This is a genomic window from Christensenella tenuis (assembly GCF_014287795.1).
Classification (GTDB): domain Bacteria; phylum Bacillota; class Clostridia; order Christensenellales; family Christensenellaceae; genus Christensenella; species Christensenella tenuis.
The window spans coordinates 364551-390572 of the sequence record NZ_JACOON010000001.1 but is presented as its reverse complement, the minus strand read 5'-3'; the positions used below and the strand labels follow the sequence as shown (position 1 = coordinate 390572).

30 protein-coding genes are annotated in these 26022 nt (G+C 45.6%); 1 reads left to right on the top strand and 29 read right to left on the bottom strand.

The window, feature by feature from the left end:
• Nucleotides 1–7 precede the first annotated feature (7 nt).
• The 20 genes from H8S18_RS01910 to H8S18_RS01815 form a co-directional block, all read right to left on the bottom strand.
• Nucleotides 8–850, bottom strand: coding sequence for a phosphatidate cytidylyltransferase (locus H8S18_RS01910; protein ID WP_186856614.1), 843 nt, complete (start codon nt 848–850; stop codon nt 8–10).
• A 14-nt stretch (nt 851–864) separates the two neighbouring features.
• Nucleotides 865–1614: an isoprenyl transferase gene (locus tag H8S18_RS01905; RefSeq protein ID WP_186856613.1), complete on the bottom strand. Its 750-nt coding sequence runs from the start codon at nt 1612–1614 to the stop codon at nt 865–867.
• 34 nt (nt 1615–1648) lie between these two features.
• The gene (locus tag H8S18_RS01900) at nt 1649–1858 is read right to left on the bottom strand and encodes a hypothetical protein (RefSeq protein WP_186856612.1); all 210 of its coding nucleotides are present in this window, start codon (nt 1856–1858) and stop codon (nt 1649–1651) included.
• Complete coding sequence (frr, locus tag H8S18_RS01895) at nt 1848–2411, bottom strand: ribosome recycling factor (protein ID WP_186856611.1); 564 nt, start codon at nt 2409–2411, stop codon at nt 1848–1850. The genes H8S18_RS01900 and frr overlap by 11 nt, the downstream gene beginning before the upstream one ends.
• A gap of 120 nt (nt 2412–2531) precedes the next feature.
• Complete coding sequence (pyrH, locus tag H8S18_RS01890) at nt 2532–3239, bottom strand: UMP kinase (protein WP_186856610.1); 708 nt, start codon at nt 3237–3239, stop codon at nt 2532–2534.
• Nucleotides 3223–3366 (bottom strand): hypothetical protein, encoded by a 144-nt coding sequence (locus H8S18_RS01885; RefSeq protein ID WP_186856609.1) that lies wholly within the window; start codon nt 3364–3366, stop codon nt 3223–3225. Before H8S18_RS01885 ends, pyrH begins: the two co-directional genes overlap by 17 nt.
• Before the next feature lie 204 nt (nt 3367–3570).
• Nucleotides 3571–4080 (bottom strand): helix-turn-helix domain-containing protein, encoded by a 510-nt coding sequence (locus H8S18_RS01880; protein WP_186856608.1) that lies wholly within the window; start codon nt 4078–4080, stop codon nt 3571–3573.
• Between the two features lie 792 nt (nt 4081–4872).
• The gene (tsf, locus tag H8S18_RS01875) at nt 4873–5520 is read right to left on the bottom strand and encodes a translation elongation factor Ts (protein ID WP_186856607.1); all 648 of its coding nucleotides are present in this window, start codon (nt 5518–5520) and stop codon (nt 4873–4875) included.
• A gap of 19 nt (nt 5521–5539) precedes the next feature.
• Entirely contained in the window at nt 5540–6373 is an 834-nt protein-coding gene (rpsB, locus tag H8S18_RS01870; RefSeq protein ID WP_186856606.1) for a 30S ribosomal protein S2, read from the bottom strand.
• Nucleotides 6374–6515: 142 nt separating this feature from the next.
• A complete protein-coding gene (hisIE, locus tag H8S18_RS01865) occupies nt 6516–7118 on the bottom strand; it encodes a bifunctional phosphoribosyl-AMP cyclohydrolase/phosphoribosyl-ATP diphosphatase HisIE (RefSeq protein WP_207721622.1) in 603 nt (200 codons plus the stop codon).
• Between the two features lie 2 nt (nt 7119–7120).
• A complete protein-coding gene (hisF, locus tag H8S18_RS01860) occupies nt 7121–7882 on the bottom strand; it encodes an imidazole glycerol phosphate synthase subunit HisF (protein WP_186856605.1) in 762 nt (253 codons plus the stop codon).
• Nucleotide 7883: 1 nt separating this feature from the next.
• Nucleotides 7884–8597, bottom strand: a complete 714-nt coding sequence (gene hisA / locus H8S18_RS01855; RefSeq protein ID WP_186856604.1) for a 1-(5-phosphoribosyl)-5-[(5-phosphoribosylamino)methylideneamino]imidazole-4-carboxamide isomerase — start codon at nt 8595–8597, stop codon at nt 7884–7886.
• Nucleotides 8594–9199 (bottom strand): imidazole glycerol phosphate synthase subunit HisH, encoded by a 606-nt coding sequence (gene hisH, locus H8S18_RS01850; protein WP_186856603.1) that lies wholly within the window; start codon nt 9197–9199, stop codon nt 8594–8596. Before hisH ends, hisA begins: the two co-directional genes overlap by 4 nt.
• Nucleotides 9196–9783, bottom strand: a complete 588-nt coding sequence (gene hisB / locus H8S18_RS01845; RefSeq protein WP_186856602.1) for an imidazoleglycerol-phosphate dehydratase HisB — start codon at nt 9781–9783, stop codon at nt 9196–9198. Before hisB ends, hisH begins: the two co-directional genes overlap by 4 nt.
• Nucleotides 9784–9796: 13 nt before the next feature.
• Complete coding sequence (gene hisD / locus H8S18_RS01840) at nt 9797–11080, bottom strand: histidinol dehydrogenase (protein WP_186856601.1); 1284 nt, start codon at nt 11078–11080, stop codon at nt 9797–9799.
• A 1-nt stretch (nt 11081) separates the two neighbouring features.
• Nucleotides 11082–11714 carry an ATP phosphoribosyltransferase gene (gene hisG, locus H8S18_RS01835; RefSeq protein WP_186856600.1) on the bottom strand — a complete coding sequence of 211 codons (633 nt, stop codon included), beginning with the start codon at nt 11712–11714 and terminating at the stop codon, nt 11082–11084.
• Nucleotides 11715–12884, bottom strand: coding sequence for an ATP phosphoribosyltransferase regulatory subunit (gene hisZ, locus H8S18_RS01830; protein ID WP_186856599.1), 1170 nt, complete (start codon nt 12882–12884; stop codon nt 11715–11717).
• A gap of 92 nt (nt 12885–12976) precedes the next feature.
• Nucleotides 12977–14986, bottom strand: a complete 2010-nt coding sequence (gene recG / locus H8S18_RS01825; protein ID WP_186856598.1) for an ATP-dependent DNA helicase RecG — start codon at nt 14984–14986, stop codon at nt 12977–12979.
• 71 nt (nt 14987–15057) lie between these two features.
• On the bottom strand, nt 15058–16704 hold the full coding sequence (locus H8S18_RS01820; protein WP_243165025.1) for a DAK2 domain-containing protein: 1647 nt from the start codon (nt 16702–16704) through the stop codon (nt 15058–15060).
• Between the two features lie 13 nt (nt 16705–16717).
• Complete coding sequence (locus H8S18_RS01815) at nt 16718–17071, bottom strand: Asp23/Gls24 family envelope stress response protein (RefSeq protein ID WP_186856597.1); 354 nt, start codon at nt 17069–17071, stop codon at nt 16718–16720.
• A 182-nt stretch (nt 17072–17253) separates the two neighbouring features.
• Here H8S18_RS01815 and rpmB point away from each other — a divergent pair, with 182 nt between their 5' ends.
• A complete protein-coding gene (gene rpmB, locus H8S18_RS01810; RefSeq protein WP_074025768.1) occupies nt 17254–17445 on the top strand; it encodes a 50S ribosomal protein L28 in 192 nt (63 codons plus the stop codon).
• A gap of 51 nt (nt 17446–17496) precedes the next feature.
• Here rpmB and H8S18_RS01805 read toward each other — a convergent pair whose 3' ends face one another.
• The 9 genes from H8S18_RS01805 to def are packed head-to-tail and all read right to left on the bottom strand — an operon-like array spanning nt 17497 to nt 26017.
• Nucleotides 17497–18123, bottom strand: coding sequence for a thiamine diphosphokinase (locus H8S18_RS01805; RefSeq protein WP_186856596.1), 627 nt, complete (start codon nt 18121–18123; stop codon nt 17497–17499).
• 2 nt (nt 18124–18125) lie between these two features.
• Nucleotides 18126–18773, bottom strand: coding sequence for a ribulose-phosphate 3-epimerase (gene rpe / locus H8S18_RS01800; RefSeq protein ID WP_186856595.1), 648 nt, complete (start codon nt 18771–18773; stop codon nt 18126–18128).
• A gap of 1 nt (nt 18774) precedes the next feature.
• Nucleotides 18775–19611: a ribosome small subunit-dependent GTPase A gene (gene rsgA, locus H8S18_RS01795; RefSeq protein WP_330598661.1), complete on the bottom strand. Its 837-nt coding sequence runs from the start codon at nt 19609–19611 to the stop codon at nt 18775–18777.
• 21 nt (nt 19612–19632) lie between these two features.
• Entirely contained in the window at nt 19633–21516 is a 1884-nt protein-coding gene (locus H8S18_RS01790; protein ID WP_186856593.1) for a protein kinase domain-containing protein, read from the bottom strand.
• On the bottom strand, nt 21513–22247 hold the full coding sequence (locus H8S18_RS01785; protein WP_186856592.1) for a Stp1/IreP family PP2C-type Ser/Thr phosphatase: 735 nt from the start codon (nt 22245–22247) through the stop codon (nt 21513–21515). The genes H8S18_RS01790 and H8S18_RS01785 overlap by 4 nt, the downstream gene beginning before the upstream one ends.
• Nucleotides 22244–23287, bottom strand: a complete 1044-nt coding sequence (gene rlmN, locus H8S18_RS01780) for a 23S rRNA (adenine(2503)-C(2))-methyltransferase RlmN (RefSeq protein WP_186856591.1) — start codon at nt 23285–23287, stop codon at nt 22244–22246. The genes H8S18_RS01785 and rlmN overlap by 4 nt, the downstream gene beginning before the upstream one ends.
• Nucleotides 23284–24582, bottom strand: coding sequence for a 16S rRNA (cytosine(967)-C(5))-methyltransferase RsmB (rsmB, locus tag H8S18_RS01775; RefSeq protein ID WP_186856590.1), 1299 nt, complete (start codon nt 24580–24582; stop codon nt 23284–23286). Before rsmB ends, rlmN begins: the two co-directional genes overlap by 4 nt.
• A gap of 3 nt (nt 24583–24585) precedes the next feature.
• Nucleotides 24586–25545, bottom strand: a complete 960-nt coding sequence (gene fmt, locus H8S18_RS01770) for a methionyl-tRNA formyltransferase (RefSeq protein ID WP_186856589.1) — start codon at nt 25543–25545, stop codon at nt 24586–24588.
• Nucleotides 25529–26017, bottom strand: a complete 489-nt coding sequence (gene def, locus H8S18_RS01765; protein ID WP_186856588.1) for a peptide deformylase — start codon at nt 26015–26017, stop codon at nt 25529–25531. The genes fmt and def overlap by 17 nt, the downstream gene beginning before the upstream one ends.
• Nucleotides 26018–26022: the final 5 nt, after the last annotated feature.

The window sequence follows — 26022 nt, the reverse complement described above, 5'->3', positions numbered from 1 at the left end:
GTCAGTTTTATGCCACCAGTCCGGCAATTGTCAGAATAAACACGGCTGGAATGCAGAACAATATACTATCCATCCTATCTACTATACCACCGTGCCCGGGTAAAATCTTTCCAAAATCTTTAATATTCAGTGAACGCTTTATGAACGATGCAGAAAGATCGCCAAATTGGGAAACAGCCCCCAAAAGGGCCCCTGCCGCCATAAAACCAGCGAGGTTTTGTCCCCGCCAGAAAAGCAATGTAATTAAAAGCGCACCTACCACTCCGCCAACGATTCCGGCGACGCTTCCCGCCACAGTTTTTTTGGGGCTGATCTGCGGGCAAAGTTTGCGCTTGCCAAATGCCATGCCAAAAAAATATGCAAACGTATCCGAAAACATGGCGGGCACAAGCACCATAAGGAATACTACGAGCATACGGTAATATTCGCCGATATTGCCCAGGATCAACATATAAAAGAGCGCCAGGAAAAGCTGTGGATATACAAAAGTAAAGATCGTATTTGCTACACTGTCTGCCGTGTGCCGTTTTGAGAACATGGCGGTGATAAATGTCAGCATAATCAGGATAACAAACGCCGAAAGCAGCATGAGCGGCATCCAGTTTATGTAATCCATACCTTTTTGCAGCAAAATAAAAAATCCAACGAAAAAAGCCGCCAGAATTACGGAAAATGCATAGGAAAGATAGGTTACAACAGGTTTTCCATTTTTATCCAGTGCCCTCACAATTTCAAACTGTGTGGCAAGGGCAAGTACAACCGCGAACACTATCATTACCCAGCTTTGAAAAATCGCAGCAAGAGCGACAATGATAATAATTGGTACTGCCGATAAAATACGTTTCAGCATATGTCCTTTACTCCTTAAAGACCACCGTAACGGCGCTGCCTGTTCTGATATTCGAGCAACGCTTTTTCATATTCATGCTCGTCGAAGTCTGGCCAATATACAGGTGTGAAATAGAATTCCGCATAAGCCAGTTGGTAAAGCAGATAGTTGGACAGGCGTTCTTCCCCGCTTGTGCGGATCATAAAATCAGGATCCGGCTGTCCGGCTGTTTCAAGATGCCCGGAGACCGTATCCTGTGTAATATCCTCAATCGCCAGCGTTCCAGCTTTTACCTCGGCGGCAATCTGCTTCACAGCGTTCGCGATCTCAATCCGCGAACCGTAATTAAGCGCAATGTTAAGCGCGAGCCCTGTGTTGTTCCGGGTTTTCTGTTTGGCATTTTCAAGCACATCGATCACTGCCTGCGGAAGTTTCGAAATATCCCCAATGGTGCGGAAAACCACACCTCGCTCGTGCATTTCATCAAGTTCCTTTTGGAGAAACTCAATCAAGAGACTCATGAGCGCGCCAACCTCTTCCTTAGGGCGCTTCCAATTTTCTGTGGAAAATGCATACAGGGTCAGATGCTTTATACCAATATCGCTGCTCATGCGAATGATCGTCTTTACTTTATACATTCCCGCACGGTGCCCGGCTGCCCGTGGCAGGAAACGCTTTTTGGCCCAACGCCCGTTTCCGTCCATAATGACCGCAACATGTACCGGTAATTTATTTAAATCGAGTTCCGTCAGATCGGCGGAACGCTTTTTTGAAAAAAAGCCCAAATTATTCTCCCCTTAAAAAGCGCGTCTCAAGGCTTCAGCCCTGAGACGTCTTAACATTTGTAATAAATTCGCCTGTCAAAAGCTCATAGTCTCCATCCCGCTCGCGCACGCGCAGCACCCGCACTGAATCCGTGCCCTGATAAGGCTTATAGGAAACATAACGCACTACGGTATAAGCCTTGCCTTCCCGTGCAAGTATTTCTTCCGCTTCCCGGAGATCAAGGCCTAAAAGATCAGATCTCAAGGATTTCTTTTTCCTTTGCTGCAAGGATCTCATCCGCTTCCTTGGTTTTTTTGTCCGTCAGCGTCTGGATCTCCTTTTCAAGGATTTCATAGTCATCTTCTGTAACGACGCTTGCTTTTTTGTCCTTCTTAAATACCTCATTTGCATCACGCCGGATTGAACGGATTGCAATTTTGGCTTCTTCTGTTTTTTTCTTTGCGAGTTTTACGAGTTCCTGCCTTTTTTCACCAGTGATTTCCGGAAAAGCAAGCCGGATGATCTTTCCGTCATTGGCGGGGTTGATGCCCAAATCAGATGCCTGAATCGCTTTTTCCACCTCATGCAGCATACTGGGATCCCAAAGAGAAATCGTCAAAAGACGGGGTTCTGGAGCTGCAATGTTGCCAACCTGATTGATTGGCGTAGGAGTGCCGTAGTAATCGACCATGATTCCATCTAAAAGTTGCGCGTTTGCCCTGCCCGCGCGAATGCTGACAAGCTCTTTTCTCAAAACGCCAAGCGTTTTATCCATTTTTGTTTCGGCCTTTTCGAGTGCCTCGTGTTTAATTTGCATTTGTCACCCATTCCTTTCACCATTTTCAGATTTTGTAAAAAAGGTGCTTTTTAGTTCATATCCATTGTATCGTAACCGGAGCTAAAACTCAATCCTTACTTGGAGATTTTATCGATTCGTTCACCTGATCATCGTACCTATTTTTTCCCCATGCACAACCCTCCTGATACTGTCTTTTTCATTTACTCCAAATACATTAATCGGAATATGGTTGTCCATGCATAGGGTAATCGCCGTGTTATCCATTACACATAGTCCTTTATTAATTACGTCCATATAAGTAATCGTGTCAAAACGCTGCGCATGAGGATTTTCCTTGGGATCGCTGTCATAGACTGCATCCACATTTTTAGCCAGCATGATAAGGTCAACTTCCATCTCTGCCGCCCGAAGGGCTGCCGCCGTATCTGTTGAAAAATATGGATTCCCCGTGCCGCACGCAAATATAACGACGCGTCCCTTCTCGAGATGTTTCATTGCCTTCCTGCGAATATACGGCTCTGCAATCTGCCGCATCTCGATAGCTGTCTGAACGCGTGTCTGCAATCCTTTCTCTTCTAAAGAATCCTGGAGTGCCAGTGCATTGATTACAGTTGCAAGCATTCCCATATAGTCTGCCGTCGTCCTGTCCATATGTTTTCCAACCCGCGCGCCACGCCAGATATTCCCACCGCCGACAATGATCCCCACTTCTACGCCTTGGGCCGCAACCTCGATAATTTGTTCGGTAACATTATCAATGATATCAAAATCAAGCGGCCTGTTCTCAGGCGAACAAAGCGCTTCACCGCTGATCTTCATAATGACTCTCTTATATTTTGGTTCCATAGTATCCCTCCGATATCCGTTTTTCCCCCAAAAAAGAGAACACAAATGTGTTCTCTTTGATCGCTGATGCATGCATCTGTGGAAACTTAACTGCCTTGTCAGCCATTCCAATAGATTCGTCAGCCATAAAAATACCTTCTTCCTGTCCGATGCTGTAACGATTATACCAAACTATGCTTCTTTCGGCAATGGGTTTTACCGCCTGCAATTTTCGTTTGGCTTATATTTTTCGCCCCATACAAATTGCCTGCTCTATCTATTTTTAATGATTGCAAGAAAATATTGCGTTTGTTCCGAAGCTGGAAGGCTATACCCTAAAAGAAAAATAACTTTATATTTTTTTCCGTGTCAAGAAGATACCGGCAATTGCCCCTATAAGGATAACAGGTGCTAATCTAATAAATAACCATTCAAACGTATGAAAAGCTGCACCAAAAACAGCGGTTTCAGGGTCGCTGTAATTCCAATCCAGATAAGGGCTATTTAATACTCCCAAGACCACAAAAATCGCTATTATGGCTACGCTTAATAAAATAAATAACCAATGAAACATTCTTCTCCTTGCGGTTTCTCTTTGTGCGAGCTGTAGGTTTATAATCTCAAGTTTTTCTGAAATTGTTTTTAACCCATCGACCTCCAAGCCAACAACCGTCTCTCCAAGCAAAGTGCTTACGGGTGTTTCAAGTATTTCTGATATGGAAATTAACATAGCGGAATCTGGAACCGACAATCCTTGCTCCCATTTAGAAACCGTTTGTCGCACCACGTTCAGCTTGATAGCAAGTTCTTGTTGCGAGAGTCCTTTTGATTTTCTAATTGTTTTAATATTTTCGTTTAACATCAACGATAACCACCTTTCTTTCAGTTGTCACCACTATTTTAGGTGGAAATTCCCGTTGCAACAAGCAACGTATTTTAACATTCGGGTGAAGCGACAAATTTATATTTTTATTTATGCACATTATATCATGATACTTCAATATCGTAATTTCTTTTCTGCTTTTGGAAATGGTTTTTTGTTTATGATTTGTAAAAGATGCCATTCAGTACTGTTTTATCCTAATACAATTCAACCTCACTATTTTAAAGCTTTTTTGAATGCGCCCATTTGTTCCGAAACTAAAAAAGAGTGCCGGTTTGCTTCTACAAACTCAACACTCTTTTTGTTCTCTTTTTTGCTTTTTTATTATCCCATTTCTTGTGTTTTTGATTGGGATGTGTACAACCAATGTCCAAGCACAAAATGAAAACGCAAGAAATCCGATTTAAAAAAACAAGATATAGGGCAAAACTCATTAGACATAAAAAACACCACAAATCCTTTTAAATAGGCATTTTCTGCGCATTATGAAGAAAAATGATTAATTATTTTATCTTCATTTTATTTTGCACTAAATGCATTTTTATTTCAGAAACAATACCACTTCTCAATACAATTCATCCCCCACCGTTTTCCTTTATATAAAAGCTTTTTGGAGGTCTTTTTGTATTGAATTTATGCTCCCTACTTTTTCGCTTTTACTACAAAAAAGAGCGTTGGTTCGCTTCTACAAACTCAACACTCTTTTTGTTCTCTTTTTTGCTTTTTTAATATCCCATTTCTTGTGTTTTTGATTGGGATGTGTACAACCAATTAGAGCCCCGCCTGCTCCATAACTTCTTTCTGGAAATCATCCTGACGCTTTTCGAGACCCTCGCCCATTTCATATCTCGTGAAACGGCGGATGGAAATTTTTTCACCGATTGTCGCAACCTGATCGTTTACCAGATCCTGCACTGTTTTGTCGGGATCCTTTACGAATGGCTGATCGAGCAGGCAAATCTCTTTCTTGAACTTCTTGATTCTGCCTTCCACCATCTTTTCGACGACATTTGCAGGCTTGCCTTCATTGAGTGCCTGTGCCGTCAGGATTTCCTTTTCTTTTTCCAAAACCGCAGGTTCAATTTCTTCTTCAGAAATATACAGCGGATTCGATGCTGCAATGTGCATCGCTACATCCTTTACAAACGCTTGGAAAGCATCTGTCTTGGCAACAAAATCTGTCTCACAGTTTACTTCCAACAGAACGCCAATTTTACCGCCCATATGGATATAGGAACCAACAATACCTTCCGCTGCAATCCTGCCGGCTTTCTTCACTGCAGCCGCAAGACCTTTCTCGCGCAGCAGTTCGCTTGCCTTTTCCATATCTCCGTTTGCTTCCTGCAGGGCCTTCTTGCAGTCCATCATGCCCGCACCGGAACGCTCACGCAATGTTTTTACATCACTTGCCGAAACCATCTATTTCTACCTCCGATACTTATTTTTCCTCTTCAACTACTACAGCTTCCGCTTCTGCTTCAGGAAGAATCTCCTGAGCAATCTCTTCTGCGATTTCTTCTGCAGCAGCAACTTCTTCTTCCGCCTCTGTGAGAACTTCCGCCGCTTCCTCAGCAGCTTCTTCCATTTGCTCTCCCTGCTTGCCTTCGAGAACCGCATCCGCCATTTTAGACGTAATCAGTTTTACCGCACGGATTGCATCGTCATTTCCCGGAATCGGATAATCCACTTCGTCCGGATCACAATTCGTATCTACGATTGCCACAACTGGAATGCCGAGGTTCCTGGCTTCCGCGATCGCAATATGTTCTTTTCGCGGATCAACAACAAAGAGCGCGCCCGGAAGATCCTTCATCTCACGGATACCGCCAAGGTTCTTCAGCAGCTTTTCCTTCTCATGCATAAGTTGGATAACTTCCTTTTTGGGAAGCAATTCCATATCGCCGTTTTGCTCCATCTCTTCAATTTTGTTGAGACGCGCCACACGGCTTTTGATCGTCTTGAAATTGGTCAGCATACCGCCCAGCCAACGATTGGAAACATAATACATTCCGCAGCGTTTCGCTTCCGCTTCGATTGATTCCTGAGCCTGCTTTTTTGTACCCACAAAAAGCACCGTCTTGTTGTCCATAGCGATGTCGCGCACAAAGTAATATGCTTTTTCCACTTCTTTGACTGTCTTCTGCAGGTCAATGATGTAGATACCATTGCGTTCCGTAAAAATGAACCGCTTCATTTTTGGGTTCCAACGGCGTGTCTGGTGACCAAAGTGTACTCCTGCTTCCAGGAGCTGTTTCATAGAAATAACTGACATAATAAATTTACCTCCTCGTTTTATGCCTCCCCGCGCTTCTTTTTTCCAGCAGAACCCGCTTTGGGCACGAGTACTGAAAATCTGCGCAAGTGCGTTATCGGATGCTATTATACCACATCCGCAAATCGCTTTGCAAGAAATTTTATCTCCTTCCCTGCAATTCTCCAAACAGTTCTGTAAGGCTGAGCCCTTTTTCATTCATCAATACCAACAGATGATAGATAAGGTCTGCTGCCTCGTACTGCAACTCCGAGGTCCCCGGATTTTTAGACGCGATAATTACCTCAGCGCTTTCTTCTCCAATTTTCTTAAGGATTTTATCGATCCCTTTTTCAAAGAGATAGTTGGTATAGGAGCCTTCTTTGGGGTGTACCTTACGGTCCGCGATCAGGTCGTAAAGTTCGTATAACAGGGACGAATTTGCTACCTTGTCATTTTCCTGCACACAATTAAAGAAGCATGAATATTCCCCTGTATGGCAGGCAACCCCGGTTTGTTCCACCTTAAGAAGTACGCAGTCGCCATCGCAATCCAGACTCACGCTGACAACCTTTTGCACATTGCCGGAGGTTTCGCCTTTTTTCCACAGTTTTTTTCTGGAACGGGAATAGTAATGCGCATATCCTGTTTCAAGCGTTTTATCAAACGCCTCCTGATTCATATATGCCTGCATTAAAACCGCCCCTGTACGCGCTTCCTGCGCAATCGCGGGCACCAGCCCTTTTTCGTCAAATTTGATTTCCATGATTATATGCTCCTTACCGCAATTCCTTTTTGTTTCAAATATTCTTTTACTTGCCGGATCGTCAACTCTTTATAGTGGAACAATGAAGCTGCAAGAACAGCGCTCGCATCCGCCTCCCGGATGACCTCTGCGAAGTCTTCCAGTTTTCCCGCGCCGCCAGACGCAATAACGGGAACGCTTACTGCTTCACTGATTAGCTTTGTAAGCTCAATATTATATCCTTCCTTGGTACCGTCTGCATCCATGCTGGTGAGAAGGATTTCGCCCGCGCCGCGCTTTACGGCTTCTTTGGCCCAGGCGACGGCGTCTTTTCCGGTATTCACCCTTCCGCCGTTTAAATAAACATCATAAGTTCCTTTTTCGTTCCTTTTGGCATCAATTGCAACCACAACACACTGGCTTCCAAAGCGTGCGGCAGCGTCGTTAATCAGGCTTGGTGTTTTAAGCGCTGTTGAATTGATGGATATTTTATCGGCACCGGCCTTCAAAATACGCCGGAAATCGTCCACTGTACGAATGCCTCCACCTACCGTCAGCGGAATAAATACCTGTTCCGCCGTACGTGCAACAACATCTTCCATAATTCCCCGGTCATCCGAAGAAGCAGTGATATCCAGAAACGTAATCTCGTCCGCGCCCTGCTCATTGTAAGCCTTTGCAATTTCGACCGGATCGCCTGCATCCCGCAGATCAACAAAATTAACGCCTTTTACGACGCGCCCCGCGTGAACGTCAAGGCATGGAATAATTCTTCGCGTCAGCATCCTATTTTGCCGCCTTCATTGCATCCTGCAAAGTGAATGCGCCGTCGTACAAGGCCCGGCCAACAATACAGCCGCATGCCCCTGTTTCACGTACCTTCCGTATATCGTCAAGACTGCTGATGCCTCCGGAAGCAATCAGATTCATCCATGTTTTTTTCACAATCATTTCCGTTTTTTCAAGGTTTGGCCCTTCCATCATTCCATCTTTAGAAATATCGGTGTAAATAATGTTTGCGACTCCCATGGCGTGCATGTCCTTTGCCAGCGAAACCGGATCCATATCGGAATCTTCCGCCCAGCCTTTGATTGCGACCCGCCCTTCTTTGGCATCGATTCCTACGGCAATGCGGTCCTTATACCGTGCAACCGCCCACTTCACAAGTTCCGGATTTTCTACTGCAACCGTGCCAAGGATCACGCGGGAAATCCCGGCATCATCGAGACGTACGCGTATATCTTCTTTGGTCCGCACACCGCCGCCCATCTGGACCGGTATCTTGATGGATTGCACCAACTTTGTAATGATTTCCTGATTTACGAAAGAGCCTGAGAAAGCCGCGTCAAGGTCAACCACATGCAAATAATAAGCGCCTTCGTCTTCCCAGCGCTTTGCCATTTCGATCGGATCGCCGTATTCCGTAGAACGCTGTAGCTCTCCCTGCATCAAGCGGACGCATTTTCCATCCCTGATATCGATTGCGGGATAAATTTTCATAGTTTCAAACCTCCAAAATTTTTCAACATGGTAAGGCCTGTTTCACCACTTTTTTCGGGATGAAACTGCAGGCCGAATAAGTTATCCTTCTGTACAGCGGAAACAAAATCGTATCCATACCCGGTTCTGGCGATTACATTTTTTTCCGGGACGCCATCGGCATGGTAGGAATGTACAAAATATACATACTTTTGCTCTCCATCGTTCCGGAATAATGGATTGTTCTTCACAATCAGGGAATTCCATCCCATATGTGGAACTCGCATATTTTCCAGACAAAAAGGCTTCACGTCACCCTCAATGAGGCCCAACGCTTCGTATTCACCATTTTCGTAACTTTTCCCGAACAAAAGCTGCATACCGAGGCAAATTCCCAAAAACGGTTTTCCGCTTTCAGCCTGTTTGACAATTTCAGTGGTAAGGCCGCGCTGCTCGAGGTTCGAAAGGGCGTCCGCAATAGCTCCAACTCCCGGTAAAACAATATGGTCAGCGTCCCTGAGCGTTTGTTTTTGGTCTGTTACACATACGTCAAAACCAAGATATTGGAATGCTTTCTCCACACTGCGCAGGTTGCCCATTCCATAATCAATCACAGCTATCATAACATACCCTTCGTAGAAAACACGCCTTTGATTTTGGGATCAATGGAAGCAGCCTCTCTCAACGCCTGGCCGAAGGCCTTGAACGCCGCTTCTATGATGTGGTGAGTATTTTTTCCATATTGCAGATTGAGGTGTAGGGTCAGGCCCGCATTGACGGATACTGCACGGAAAAATTCTTCGCATAGCTCTGTGTCAAAATCTCCCACCTTATCTCGCAGCAAGTCTATGTTATATACAAAATAAGGACGCCCGCTGATATCCAGATTCGCCATTATGAGCGTCTCATCCATAGGAACAAATTTGGTTGCGTATCTTTTGATACTTACTTTATCGCCAAGCGCAATTCTGATCGCTTCGCCAAGCGCGATTCCACAGTCCTCCACAGTATGATGCGCGTCTACCTGCGTATCTCCCTTACAAGCAAGCTTTAAATCTACCATTGCATGTTTGGCGAATAAGTCGAGCATATGGTCTAAAAAGCCCACACCCGTATTAATTTCATAGCATCCGGAGCCGTCAAGCTCAATTTCCAGCCGAATATCCGTTTCATTCGTTTTTCTTGCAACCGAACCTTTTCTAGTCACTTATTATCCCCTTTCAGTCCTCAAAGCGAATCGCCGCAGAACGTGCGTGCGCGTCCAACCCCTCTGCCTGTGCAAAAGCTTCCACCTTACGGTAAACCTTTTCGAATTCTTCTCTGGAATAGTATATCACACTGGATTTCTTTTGAAAATCATCTACATTAAGCGGCGAGGAAAAGCGTGCCGTACCATTCGTTGGAAGCACATGGTTTGTTCCCGCAAAATAGTCCCCAAGCGGTTCCGGTGAATATTCCCCAAGGAAGATAGAACCCGCATTTCGAATTTTGGAGAGAAGCGCCTGCGGATCTTCCGTACAAATCTCCAAGTGCTCGGGAGCAATCCGGTTTGCGGTTTCTACCGCTTCATCCAGCGTTTCCGCTACGATAATCGTTCCATACTTTTCCAGCGATTTCAAAACAATATCTTTTTTGGGAAGCAGTTCCGCTTGCCGCATAATCTCCGTACGCACCGCATCCGCTTTTGACCTGCTTACCGTCACCAGCATACAGGCTGCAAGCTCGTCGTGCTCGGCCTGTGAAAGGAAATCCGCAGCGATAAAACGCTCATTCGCGCTGTCATCGGCAATTACAAGGACTTCAGACGGCCCGGCAATCATATCGATGCCAACCTGCCCATAAACGCTCTTTTTTGCAAGCGCAACATAGATATTGCCCGGTCCCGTAATTTTATCCATACGCGGCACGCTTTCCGTGCCGTATGCAAAGGCAGCAATCGCCTGTGCGCCGCCCATTTTGTAAATCTTATGCGCCCCTGCAATTTTAGCAGCGGCAATTGTTACCGGATTTATATTCCCGCCCAACGCTGGGGTTGCTACAAAAATATTAGGTACGCCCGCGCATTTGGCAGGAATAATATTCATCAATACACTCGACGGATAAGCGGCTTTTCCGCCCGGGACATACACACCGGCATATTCAACCGGTAAATATAACTGTCCTAAATACTTCCCATTTTTTTCAATAAACCAATTTTCGCGTCTTTGGTGGTTGTGAAATTCTTCGATATTTGCTGCCGACTCCTCCATAACCTCAAGAAGAGAGGGATCAATTATTTTGAACGCTTGTTCAACCTCTTCTTCCGTGACCACCAAATTGTCTTTGTTCGCCTTAAATCCATCGAAGCGTTCAATATAAGAGAACAAGGCGCTGTCTCCGGTTTCACGCACATCCCTGAGTACTGAGTTAACAACCATTTCCTGTTCCGTATAATCCGTATTGGCACGTTCCAGTAACCGTCTTTTGAGCAAATCCGTCTCTTTCGCCGAAAGTATAGGCAACATATCACATATCCTCCAGTGCGGTCTTCATTTTTTCAATAAGCGGTTGTATTTTTTCTGCCTTTGTCTTCAGGCTGACTTGGTTTACCACCAGCCGTGCGCTGATATCGCACACTTCTTCCAGGATCGTAAGGCCGTTTTCGCGAATTGTTGTACCGCTCTCAACAATATCCACAATAACATCCGAAAGATCAAGAATCGGTGCAAGTTCTATACTTCCGTTTAACTTGATAATCTCGATGCCCTCCCCTTTTTCATCGTAATACATTTTCGCAATGCGCGGATATTTCGTCGCAACACGCGTAATATTAGAAGTAATCCTTTCTTCCTGCCGGGGATACCCGGCCACGCACACTTTGCATTTTCCGCACTTCAAGTCAAGCATTTCATATAACGGAAGCCCTTCCTCCAAAAGCGTATCCTTTCCAGCAATACCGATATCAGCAACGCCGCGGTAAACATATACCGGTACATCCGAAGGCTTCACCAAAACGAAACGCAACTCGCTCTTTTTATCGTAAACAACCAATTTACGCGTATCTTCCCGCAATTCCGAAGTATCGATTCCACATTTGGCAAATAATTCAATTGCAAATTTGGCAAGCCTGCCTTTTGCAAGCGCTATCGTTAGTTCCATTTATTTCATCTCCCCCTCCGCAAAGTCGCGGATTTCAAATAAAGCGGGATCATAAGTACTCCCGTTCAATTCAAGAATAACCCGTTTGCCCTGTGCGCGCAGTTCCTGCACATAGGAAAACGCTTGCCGCAGTAACTTTTTTCCGGCACGGACAACGATAGATTTTTCACGCTGCGCAGCCAATTTCCCCTGGCACTCAAGTACGATAAGCAGTTCTTTTACTCCCATAGCAAAGCCCGTCGCCGGGGCATCTGTACCAAATTCACGCAGCAGATCGTCATAACGCCCGCCGGAAAGAATCGGCATACCAATGCCATCCGATATCCCGCGAAAAATGATGCCCGAATAATAATTGAAATTATTGAGAATGCCAAAGTCTATGGATAAATATTCTTCATATCCGAAATCACAAAGAATATCGTATACTTCACGAATGTTTTCCACCGCCGCGCGGCATTCTTCGCTCTTGGCAAGTGTTTCCGCCTGCGCAAGTGCCTCCCGTCCGCCAAACAGGCCGCCTAGCTCCAGCAAAGCCTTCTTTTTGGTATTTTCTATGTTAAGACGGGAAAGTTCGTATTCCAGCTCAACGTTGTTTTTGGCATCTACCAGGGAACGAATACGTTCCGTCTGTTCTTCATCCAGCCCGCTTCCTTCAATCAGGCCCTTAAAATATGCCACTTGTCCAAGTTCGATTTTAAATCCTTCCAGACCGATTTGGCGCAACGTACCAATTGCAAGCGCAATTACTTCTGCATCCGCATCCGCGCCTTTTTTCCCGATCAATTCCACACCGGCCTGCGTAAATTCAGTTTTTCCCGCAATCCCACGATTGAAAAATCCAAAAGCGTTTTGAATATAACACAGCCGCAATATGTCTTGCCGTGCAAGCAGCTTCGTGGCAGCAGCACGGGCAATCGGTCCCGTCAAGTCAGGCCGCAAAGCCAGTATCCTGCCTTTCTGATCAAAAAACTTCATCATATTTTCCTGTACATACGGCACGGAATCATGCATAAACACTTCATAATATTCAAAAGAAGGCGTTTCAATTTCGCTGTAGCCGCTCTTTAAAAAACTGTTTCTGATCTTGTCTTCCACTTTTCTTTTTGCCGCACATTCTATCGGCAGGTAATCCCAGGCGCCTGTCGGAACCTGCATTTTTAGTTGTTCCATTTTTTGTTTATTTCCCCTCGGATAATTTAGCGTAGTAAATCGATATCACGCTACTATAATAATATAAACGACTTGCCGTGTCAAGACGCAAATTAATTCAAGGCAATTTCAATCAGTTTCTTTTTCAATTCTTCCTTCGCCGCCGCGGTTATGGCCCCGTATTCCGGGCCGCCAGATTTTTTCAACTGGTCAAGTACCTCCCGCGTCCGTATGAGCAGTCCCATATCTGTAATAAGATTCGCTACTTTCAGCGTTCCGGCACCATGCTGGCGCGTCCCCAAAAGATCGCCCGTTCCACGGATCTGCATATCCTTTTCGGCAATTTTGAAACCGTCATTGCTTGAGACGAGCACGCGCAGGCGTTCATATGCGTTCTGGTTATCGGAAACGAGGAAACAATAAGACTGGTGCTTCCCGCGCCCTACGCGCCCCCTGAGCTGGTGCAGCTGCGCCAAGCCGAAGCGCTCCGCATTCATCACTGCCATTACCGTTGCATTTGGTACGTTAATTCCAACTTCGATTACCGTAGTAGAGACCAGGATTTGCAAGGACCCACTGGAAAAATCCTCCATAATTTTTTGCTTCTCGGCATTTTTCAGCTTTCCATGGATTAAGGCCATTTGTTTTCCGGGATAACAGGACTTCAGCTCATCAAACATCTGCTTGGCAGATTTAGCTTCCATTCCCCCGCTGTCCTCAATCAGGGGGCACACGATATATGCCTGCCTGCCCTGGTTAAGTTCATTTGCGATAAATCCAATCATATCGTTATATTTGGAACCGTGAATCAGATATGTTTTGATTTCCTTGCGGCCGGGCGGAAGCTCATCCACAACAGAAATATCCGTATGCCCAAACAAAACGAGCGAAAGCGTACGCGGAATAGGCGTTGCCGACATAATCAGCGTATGGACCTCCTGCCTGCCTCCGGAAAGTGCCGCACGCTGCTTTACGCCAAAACGATGCTGTTCATCCGTGATAATAAGGCCTAAATTCTCAAAAGAAATATCTCCATATAAGAGTGCGTGCGTTCCTATGATGATTTTCAGAGTGCCATCAGCCACTTTTTCTCGCAACTCGCTTTTCTTTTTTGCGGTCAGTGCACCGGTCAGGCAAACGATTTTCTCTTCAGGAAACAATTTTAACGCTGTTTCGTAGTGCTGCCGGGCCAGGATTTCAGTCGGCGCCATCAATATGCTTTGATAGCCATTTTGATACATACAATACATAGCAAAAAAAGCAATCACCGTTTTTCCGCTGCCTACGTCGCCCTGAACGAGGCGGTTCATCACCTGCTCTCCCGTCAGATCGTTTTCAATTTCACGCATGACGCGCTTTTGCGCTCCTGTCAATTCAAATGACAAATATCTGGAAAACTCTTCAAGAAAACTGCCTTCGATACGTATCCGGTTTTGTAAACGTTTTTCCTCTCCAAGCAATTCAAGCATACGGTTAAATAACAAAAGTTCGTCAAATATAATCCGCAGACGCGCCTTTTCCGCCCGTTCAGCAGTTTCCGGAAAATGTACTTCGCGAAGAGCCTCTTTGAGCCCAAACAGCTTATTTTTTCGCAGAAAAACATCTGAATAGACCTCTGTAAATTCTGCAGTGTGCAAGGCCTCCCGCAAAAATTTCCGGAGCATATTTTGTGTGAGGCCTGCCGTCAACGGATAAATGGGCAAAAAAGATTCTTGCGGTTTTTTGAAATAGAGTTCGGGCGAGGTAATGCGGACTTTCCCAAACTTTTGTTCCAATTTTCCGTAGATATAAATTATATTCCCCGGGACGATATTGTTTTTGATATAAACTTGATTGAAAATATCGACAATTGCAATCCCCGTTCCATCCGAGACTTGAAAAGAAGTGATTTCAAGCTTATACCGCGGACGCCTCACTTGGGGCTGTGAAAGGATTTTAACTTTAAAAAAAGCAGTTTCTCCAAAACTTACGTCCCGTATTTTTTTGCAGTGCGAGAAATCTTTATAGGCGCGCGGCAAATAGTAAAGCAAATCCTTTACCGTTGAGATTTCCACTTTTTGTAATAATTCCGCCGTTTTTTCGCCTACGCCGGGAAGACTGCGTACCGATTCATTTAGCTCCATTCAAACTCCCACTTTGATGCTTTTCAAAGAAAAAAGCCGACATATTTGCCGGCTTTTGCCACAAGATCATATCATTCCACCGAAATGATGTACGGATAGACCGGCTGCCCACCGTAATGCACCTCTACATCACAATCCGTGAACGCTTCACCGCATAACTCCTCAAGTTCATTTGCCTGGCCTTCGTTTGCGTCCTCACCATAATAAATGGTAATCAATTCCGAATCTTTATCCGCCATCTTACCGAGAAGACTGGCAAATACATCTTTCAGGTCGGTACCGTTCGCTACAATGTCACTTTCGGAAATTCCAATCAAGTCATCTCGTTTGATGCTGTTTCCGTTTATTTTAGTGTCGCGCACAGCATGCGTAATCAGCCCCGTTTTTACTTCGCTGATAACCCTGTCCATGCGCTTTACATTCGCCTCCAGATCGGCCTCTGGATCATAAGCGACCGCTGCTGCAATCCCCTGCGGAATAGACTTTGTCTTTAACACTACCACATTCTTTTCACTCATTTCCGCTGCCTGTTCCGCTGCCAAAATGATATTTTTATTATTCGGGAGTACAATAACGTTATTGGACGGCGCTTCCTCTACCGCTCTTAAAATATCATCCGTGGATGGATTCATAGACTGCCCGCCTTCGACGAATGCTTCAATTTGCCAATCTTGAAAAATCGTCTTGATTCCATCACCTGCCGTAACCGCCACAACAGCAATTTGCTTTAATTCTTTTTGCTCCGCGACGTTAATATCAGGGGCAAGTTCGGAAAGTTCGCGGTGCTGCTCGCGCATATTGTCAATCTTGATATGGCTGAGTTCTCCTAAAATCTGCGCATACTGAAGTGCCAATCCAGGTTCGTTGGTATGTACGTGGGTTTTTACAAGAGTCAGATCCCCAACCACAAGTACGCAGTCGCCTATTTTCGAAAGATTATTTCGATAAGTATCGATGTCGCGTTCTTTTACCTCAGGATAGAGGTTCTTAATGAAAAATTCCGTACAATAGCCAAATTGGATATCTTCAGTTCCAGCATCGAGATTTGTAAAATCAACGACCACACCATCGGAATCCAGAATATTTTCAGAATCAACTTCTACACCGTCCAGAACGGCCTTGAGACCCATTATAATAGCCAGAAACCCTGCGCCGCCTGCATCCACCACGCCGGCCTCCTTGAGTACCGGAAGCTGTTCAGGGGTTTCTTTCAAGGCCTTCTCACCCTCCTGAATAACATATTCAAGCTGTGCATACAGGTCGTCTGATTTTTCGGCCATGAGTTCCGCTGCTTCAGCCATTTTCGTCGCGACAGTGAGAATCGTACCTTCTTTGGGTTTCATCACCGCCTTATATGCGTAATCAACGCCGTTGCGGAAAGCTGCCGCAAAGATGGAAGTATCAATTTTGCCGTCTGCTTTCGAAAGCGTGTCCGCAACCCCGGCAAAAATCTGTGAAAGAATCACGCCGGAATTTCCGCGTGCGCCTTTCAGTGCACCCAGGCTTAATGCCTGCACGATGGCTTTCATATCAGAAGGATCTGCCGCCGCTACTTCTTTTGCCGCTGAAATCATCGTAAGCGACATATTCGTTCCCGTATCGCCATCCGGCACGGGAAATACGTTCAGCGCATCCAAAGCATCCTTGTTTTTTTCAAGGGTGGCGGCAGCCCCCACAATCATGTCTTTAAATTGCTGCCCATCCAGCAGTTCGATCAATTCGAGTTCCCCCTTAGATTTGGATCCCCTGTACAATAATATCTACGCTCTGTACATTGAGACCCGTTTCTTTTTCAATTGAGTATTTCACTTTGTCGATAATATTTTCCGCTACCGCTGACAAAGAAACGCCGTATTTCACCGTAATATACAGTTCTACAACGATATTCTCGGATCCGTCGGTTTTAATCCGCACTCCTTTTTTTAAATTATCGCCTTTAAATAAATTGGAAATCATTTCCGTAATATTTTTTTGCGACATTCCAACAAGGCCATAGCATTCGAGCGCGCTGTACCCTGCAATCGATGCAATATAGTCTTCCGTATAGGTTACCGTTCCCAAATCGATCTTTAAACTTGCACTCATGAGAAAACCTCCTAATGGTTTATTAATAGTTATTATATAACAACTTTTTATCAATATCAATCGCATATCCGTCCAAAGGAAAGCAAATTAACGTACATTTCCAAAAAACACTTGCATTCGAAGGCCATTAATGGTAAAATAAACGCTGTTTGAACGTATACACCAAGAGGGAGGTGTTTTAGATGGCAAAATATTGTGAGATTTGTTCAAAAGGCGTTTCATCCGGCAACAAGGTCAGTCACTCGCACAGAACGTCAAAAAGAATCTGGGCTCCCAACGTACAGCGTGTCAGAGTCATTGAAAATGGGACTCCCACAAGAAAGTACGTATGCACACGTTGCCTTCGTTCCGGAAAAGTCGAACGCTACGTGTAATTCAAAATCATGACAATATTTAGGACAGATGCTCTGGCATCTGTCCTGTTTTTATTGTTTATCCTTGCAAATAAATACGAAATCGTCGCTTTCAATTACAGCGTGTTTTTTTTGAAATACGTTGCTTACTCCACGCGGTTTTTCATTTGTCAGAACCAGGCGGTCCAATGGATAATATAAACCGCGGGCAGTTACTACTGCCTGCTTATTCATAGGAATAATTGATATGGTCTGCCCTTCGTTTCCGAATAAATCGAATGTTCCGCGGTGGAGGCTGATTTCCTGCTCATCATCTTCCATCGTCAGGATGGCTCCCTTATTCATGGCATATTTTAGCAACATAAGATTGGAAAGCAGATGGTCAATCCGTCCTCCCGTCGCTCCAAGAAGCAATATTTGATCCGCCCCACGTTCCACCGCTTCATCCACTGCGAGCGCTGTATCTGTCTCGTTTTTTTCTGCCGGAGCCGTCACCAGAATGCTTTTTTCCCGATAAGACTCTAAAAGTCCCGCATCCACAGAGTCCATATCCCCTACAATAAGATGCGGCGTTACACCATATTCCTGAAAAATCCGCAATCCACCATCAATCGCAATCGTAAGGTCTGCATCGCGGACTGCGCGTAAAAACAGCCCGCGATGCGGCGCAAGGCCAGACGCAACCAATAAAGCTTTCATTTTTACTCGCCCCGCAATACACGTACCGCTTGTGCCGGATCTTCCGCGCCAAATACTGCGCTGCCAGCAACAAGAACAGTTGCTCCCGCCTCCCGCAGCCGGGTACAATTTTTCATATCAACGCCACCATCCACTTCAATATCAATTTTCTTACCCGTTGTGTCAATCATTGTACGAAGATCCTCCACTTTCTGCATTATAGCTGGAATAAAGCTTTGTCCTCCGTATCCCGGGTTTACCGACATTAATAAAATCATATCTACGTCATCCAGAACATACTTCACCATTTCCAGCGGCGTTGCAGGATTTAAAACAGCTCCCGGCTTTTTCCCACATTGTGCAATTTGCTTTAAAACGCGCTGCAAATGATCCGTTGCTTCGGCATGCACTGTAATGAAGTCTGCACCAGCCTGCGCAAAACGCTCAATATAGCGTTCCGGCTGCACAATCATTAAATGTACATCGAGCGGTATATCCGTAATTTCATTGAGGCGGGAAATCATTTGAAATCCAAATGAAATATTGGGAACAAATACGCCATCCATAATATCGCAATGAAGATAATCCGCGCCCGCACGTTCCATCATCCGCACGCCCTGCTCCATGTTACAAAAATCTGCCGACAGTAAAGAAGGTGCTACTTTCGTCATATCATTTTTCCTCCAAAGAATGAATAATCCGCAAATACCGTTCGTAACGTTCGCGGTTAATTTCTCCTGTTTCTACTGCCTGCTTCACACCGCAATCCGGTTCACGGTCATGCAGGCAGGAGATAAATCTGCACTGTTTTCCAAAAGTACAGAATTCAGGATAATATCCTGCGATTTCGTCTTTATTTAAATTCATTTCAAACATCGAAAAGCCGGGGGTATCCACCACGTAGGCATCACAATTCTCGACATAAAACAATTCTGCCTGGCGTGTTGTATGTTTGCCGCGATCCGTCTTTTTACTCAGCCCGCCCGTTTCCAGCCCGAAAGATTCATCAAGCCGATTAATCAGCGAAGATTTACCAACCGCCGACTGGCCCGCAAGGCATACGCACTTTCCGCGAATTTTTTCTTCCAACAAATCAATACCCTCATGGTCTTTCGCAGATGTAAGAATCGTATCATAGTATGCATACTGCTTTTCCAGTTCCTGCGCATATTGGAAATCCATATCTGTTTTGTTGATTACAATTACCGGATGGATCCCGCTTTGTTTCGCCTGAATCAACAATTTATCCGCAAGCAGCAAATCGGGCATAGGCTTCCCCGCAGAAAGGACAAGGAGCATTCTGTCGAGATTCGCTACGGCAGGACGCTTCATCGCATTCTTGCGCGGCAATATCTCCTCAATCGAACTATATCCCGAAAGATCTGCAAAGTCCACAAGATCTCCAACCATAGGCTTCATTTTTTCCTTTCGAAACCGGCCGCGCGCTTTGCATTCGTGAACGCTGCCTTCTTCGTCGCTGACATAATAAAAGCCGCCGATTCCTTTTATAATTCTTCCCCTGATAAGGCTTTACCTCCTTGTGAATTCTACGCTTTCCGTCTTAACTTGGATACCGTCCAAAAAGATTACAATATCCTTCTGAATGGTCTCTTCATCGGAATCCATAATGATTGTGCCAGTCGGTTCAATCGCATGATCTCCCGATTCTACCATCGTATCATAAATAATATAGTAAACAGGGGTTCCATCGATGTCGCCGGGGACGCCGATGCGAAGCGAAGTGGCATCCTTTGGGATATTCAGGTCAATGGGCTCGCTAAGCCGGTATCTTCTTCCTTCCGGTTCAGGAATCGTAAGCATAACGGGCTTGTCGGTAGCCAATTCCGTATTTTCCTGCGGACTCTGGGAAATTACGACGCCTTTCTGTTCGCTGCTTCCCTTCTCATAAATGAAAAACAGGCTCAAATCCCTAAGTTTCAGAACACCCAATGCGTCTGCAATATTCATACTCTGCACATTGGGAATCACAACCTTTTGGACGTCCGGCGAGGCTTTTACTGTAAGCCACACACTCCCGCTCTGGGTCACAGATTCCCCTGCTGCAGGATGCTGCTCGATTACGTATCCGACAGGCATATCGCCTTTTGTATCTTCGACGATTTGATTTAATTCAATCCCGTTTTCCAACAATATCTTTCTTGCCTGCGTTATGTCCATATCCGTGACATTCGGCATAATATCGGATCCGGTCCCGTTACTTACAACGAGCGTCAGCGGATCTTCTTTCTTAAAAGCCGTTCCTGCTGCCGGATCCTGCCGTATAACAACACCTTTTTCCGCTTCCGAAGAATTTTCATAGGTTATCGTTGGCATGGACGTTATCTTCTGGGCGGCCTCAACGGCATTTTTCTCCGTCATACCCACAAAGTTTTGCAAGGGAACAGGACGCTCCGCATTAAAATTGATTACAGCGCTCACAATTGCTATAATAGCGAAAACAACAACTGCCGCAACTCCAAATGTCAGAATCAACCGTTTTACGCTTTGTTTTGAGCGTTTTGCATGCGCTTCCTCAAGATGCTGCTGTGTCCGTTTGCTTTCGCTGTATTTAACATATTCTCCATCCGGTTCGGACAGGCACCGCTGCAGATCTTCATACATGTTAAACGCAGATTTATACCGAAAATGTTTATCCTTTTGCGTTGCTTTTTGGATAATCTTATTGATGCTTTCCGGAATCGATGGCATTTCATCCCGTGCGTCAGGCATCGGATCGTTGATATGCTTCAATGCAATGGCAACAGAGGTATCCGCGTCAAACGGCACTTTACCAGTCACCATTTCATAAATCAAAATTCCTAGGGAATAAATATCGGAGCGCTTATCTACCCGCTCTCCGCGCGCCTGCTCTGGGGAAAAATAATGGACGGAACCCATAACGCTTCCTTCTTCCGCCGTAATTGTATTTTGCGCAAGATTTCGCGCGATTCCAAAATCTGCAATATAAGGTTCGCCCGTCATATCGATCATTACGTTATGCGGCTTGATATCCCTGTGCACAAATCCCTTTACATGCGCATATTCCAAGGCGAGGCAAATCTTTTTTGCTACGGCAACCGCATATTTGATTGGCAATGGCCCATTGACATTAATCAGGTGTTTCAGCGTCTTCCCTTCGATAAGGTCCATTACAATATAATAGGTTCCGTTATCGAGCCCTGCGTCGTAGGCACGGATAATATTTGCATGGCGAAGTTTGGCTGCAGCCTGCACTTCCTTTTTGAAACGCTGCACAAATTCTTCGTTTTCCGTGAGTTCTGGTTTCAGAACCTTCACGGCAACGATCTGTTTTGTGAGTTCGTCCATTGCCTTATAAATATATGCGGAACCACCCGAATCTATCTGTTCGATCAACCGATAACGTCCGGCAAGCACCGTATCCGGTCCGATCATGGCGTACTCCCTTCTTGCGTGCGCTGTGCGAGTACAACCGAAATATTATCTTTTCCGCCGCCGGCAAGCGCTACGTCAACAAGCTTCTGCGCTTTCTCTTCAAGACTATCTGGAGCAGACAGAATATCAAACATAATTTTTTTATTCGTATAATTGGATAATCCGTCCGAACACAACAAAAGAATATCGTCATTCTTCCATTCAATCGTGAAAAAATCAACCTCAACATCCTTCATCCCGACAGAACGTGTAATGATATTCTTGAATGGATAATCTTCTGCCGCTCCTTTTTTGATAACACCACTGTCTATAAGGTGCTGCACATAGGTGTGGTCTTTGGTAACTTTACAAATATCATCCGCGCTTTTATGGTAGGCGCGTGAATCTCCCACCTGGGCAATGGTGATTTTATCTCCCTCGAACGCAGCAAAAGTAAGAGTTGTTCCCATTCCCTGAAAAGCCGGTTCTTTTTCTACCGCATCAATCAGGCGTTGGTTTACAAAACGGACCGCATCCAAAATTTGCTTCTCACTTAAATGCTCTTCGTTCAAACCTTTGATATAGCGTTCAAGCTCAGTGCACACCATTCCGCTTGCTACTTCCCCGGCCGCATGCCCGCCCATGCCGTCCGCCACGAGCATATAATAAGGCTTTCCCCTATCATGAACCAGGATAGAATCTTCATTTGTCGTTCTGACCTTGCCGATGTGGCTCAATGCTACCGTTTTCATGCCTTGCCCTCATTTTCGCCAATATATTGCTGCCTAAGCTGTCCGCAAGCTCCTGCAATATCGCCGCCCATAGACTTTCTGACCGTAGCGGAAATTCCTTCCTTTTCCAGCATTGCGCAAAATGCATAAACCTTGCGCTTGTCCGGTGCTTTTAGCTTCAGGCCGTCGTTTCCGTTAAGTGGAATCAGGTTTACGTGGCAATTCATACCATGCAGGATATCTTTTAACAAAAAAACATCTTCTTTTGTATCGTTAAAACCGTCAATTATGGCATACTCTATTATAATACGGCGGCCCGTTTTTAAAAAGTAGGTTTTTGCCGCACTGAGTATTTCATGTATTTTATATTTTTGGGCAGTCGGCATAATCTGTATCCGTTTTTCGTCCGAAGCAGCATGCAGGGAGATAGAGAGTGTGACGCCGAGCCCTTCTTCCGCGAAACGTTCTATTCCCTCCACCAGACCGCAGGTCGAAAGGGAAATTCCCCTTAACCCGATTCCCATTCCGGCAGAATTGTTTACCATGCGGATAAATTTCACAACATTTTCGTAATTGTCAAATGGCTCCCCCATTCCCATCAGGACAATATTATTTATATTCCGTCCCTCGCCCTGGGCCGCATTTACCGCAACTACCTGCGCGAGAATCTCGCCTGCTGTAAGATTTCGCTTCCATCCATCTTTGCACGAGGCACAAAACGCACATCCCATCCTGCATCCAACCTGTGTAGAGATACATACGGTATTTCCGTATTCCTTTTGCATAAATACACTTTCTACCGTGCTTCCGTCCTCATAGCGAAACAAGTATTTCCTGGTACCGTCTGCCGCCGTGAGTACGCGGCATGTTTCTGCATATCCCTCCGTATAGCTTCGGCGCAGCTTCCCGCGCAGCGCTATGGAAAGATCTGTCATTTCTTCAATTGGTTTTTGTAGAGCAAGCCACTTTATTACTTGCTTTGCGTGAAAAGCTTTTTCTCCGATCCGCTCAAACTCTTCCTTTAATTCTCTCAGGCTAAAATCCATCAAAATTTTTTTCATATCCGTTTCAGCCTCGCCATAAAAAATCCATCGATACTGTCAATATGTGGGAAAAGCTGCAACATTCCGGTATCTGTCCGTTCCTTCAGCTCTCCGGGCAAAAATGGGCTTAGTATATCTTCCTCAAATTCCGGATGGCGCTTTAAAAAATCGTGGATATTCTCCTCATTTTCATCACGGTCAATCGTGCAGGTAGAATAGAGCAGTGTTCCGCCTGGCTTCACATAGGAAGAACAAGTTTCAAGAATATTACGTTGAATTTGTACAAGCTCCGGGATATCTTCTTCTTTCTTAAAAATTTTGATGTCAGGCTTCCGGTATAAAAGGCCAAGGGCGCTGCACGGCACATCCGCAAGCACTACGTCAAAAGCTTCCCTCCATTCGTCCCGATATTTCGAGGCATCAGCAATATGAATTTCGGCATTTTTTACGCCCAGCCGTTCAAAGGTACGCTTCATGAGGTTTGCCCTGTGTTCATGCAGCTCCACGGAAACAACCGCTCCTTCCCGTGCAAACCAGGCGGCATAGGCGCTTTTTCCGCCCGGGGCGGCACATGCGTCAAAAACCGTATTTGTTTTGCCGATTCCGGCTGCGCACACTGTCACCTGGGATGCTTCTCCTTGCACCGCCACCTGTCCTTCCAGGAATTCAGGCATTTGGTCGACAGCCGTCATTCCTTTTATATAATGCGCATCCTCGCAATAAAGACCGGGCAAAGACTCCATGGGGAAAAAATCTGATTTTAAACGGTTCAGGCGCACACAGGTCAATGAACGATCGCCTGTATAGCTCATCATTTGTTCGGCTTGTTCCTCGCCATATTCACGAATATATTTTTCACAAAGCCACTTGGGATAACTGTAAAACACATGGAAATATTCCACGGGATCCTCATCCCGGTCCGGGTACTGTATTTTCCCAAAATTTTTAGATAAATTGCGCAAAACGGCGTTTACAAAGCCTTTGAGCTGCCGTTTTCCAGATTTCTCCGCGAGTTTTACACTTTCATTTACCGCCGCCGAAACGGGCACTGACTCAAAAAATAAAAGCTGGCAGGCTCCGAGGCGCAAAATATTCAGAATGACGGAATGGACCCGCTTAGCCGTAATAAATTGCCGAAGTACGTAATCAATACGGAACAAGTTTTCAATTGTCGTATTCGCAAGCGCAGTAATAAAGCGCTTATCTTCCACGCTCCAGCCCGTGGATAATACGCGCTTACATTCCAAATTCAGATAACTTTCGTTTTTCAGCACATTTGATATAATCTCAAGCGCCGCCTGTCTTGCATTCAATCTTTACCGTTCTCCCTGTCTTTCAAATACATATCCGACCTCAAGAGCCCTGCCGCACAAACAGTCCCTTGCATCCATACAGCGGGAGCCGCAGCGCTTTAATTCTTCGATGGAAACCATTCCGTCCGCCGACCGGATTCCAAGCCCCCGCTTACTGTCCGCATATAATATAGTCCCGCATGGTTCGGATCCAGAATATTCATGCACAGCAACTCGGTAGACTTTTATTTTTTCATCATGATACATCATATAGGCTCCCGGCGCCGGATTGGTTCCACGCACAAAGTCGCGGATTTCGTTTCCATTTTTTGTAAAATCAATTTCTCCAAATCCGCGTTTAAACATCGGAAAATACGTTGCCTCCGCTTCATTCTGCGGCGTACGCACAAGCGTTCCGTCCGCAAGTTTTTGGAGTGTTTTTTCCAATACCTCTGCTCCCAAGATGCTGAGTCTATCATAAAGACCGCCAGCTGTCATTTCTTCTGGGATATCGATGCTCTCCTGTTCCAGAATATCGCCTGCATCGAGGGCAAGCGCAGTGTACATCGTTGTTACACCCGTTTTCTTTTCGCCGTTGATAATGGCCCATTGAATAGGGGCGGCTCCGCGTAGCTTGGGCAGCAGCGACGCATGCACATTGATGCAGCCATAGCCGGGAATTGCAAGAATCTCTTCTGTCAGAATATGCCCGAATGCCGCCGTAATCATTACATCGGGAGCCAGTTCTTTCAAGAGGGAAACTCCCTCCTGCACACGGATTTTTTCAAATTGATATACGGGAATCCCCGCTTCTTCCGCAACGACTTTAACAGGCGGAGGCGTCAGTTTATGCCCTCTCCCGGCTTTTCGGTCCGGCTGCGTAATGACAGCCGCAACATTATATTTTTCCCGAATCAGCATTTTAAGGGAAGGGACTGCAAAAGCAGGCGTCCCCATAAAAACAATCTTAAAGTTCTTGTTCATCCACATTCTCTCCGGTTTCGTCCGGCTCCACGCGCTCCACCATTTTGTCTGTAAATAAAATCCCGTCCAGGTGATCGATTTCGTGCGCAAAGGCGCGTGCCAGAAGGTCTTCTCCCGTATATTCATGTTCTACGCCGTTCCGGTCCAATGCACGCACTGTAATCTTAGCCGGACGAATCACATATCCTACGTCGTCAGGGAGGGACAGGCAACCCTCTTCCACTCGCTGTTGTCCTTCGGATTGCACGATGACCGGATTGATGAGCTCCATAAGCCCTTCCCCCACGTCGATTACCACAACGCGCCGCAATACTCCTACCTGGGGAGCCGCAAGGCCGACTCCACGGGCTTCATACATTGTTTGTGCCATATCATCCAAAAGATCTGTAATATGCTTGTTGATTTTTGTTACAGGACGCGAGGTCTTCCGCAGCCTCGGATTATCCTTTAAAAGTATGGTTCTTGTTGCCATATGAT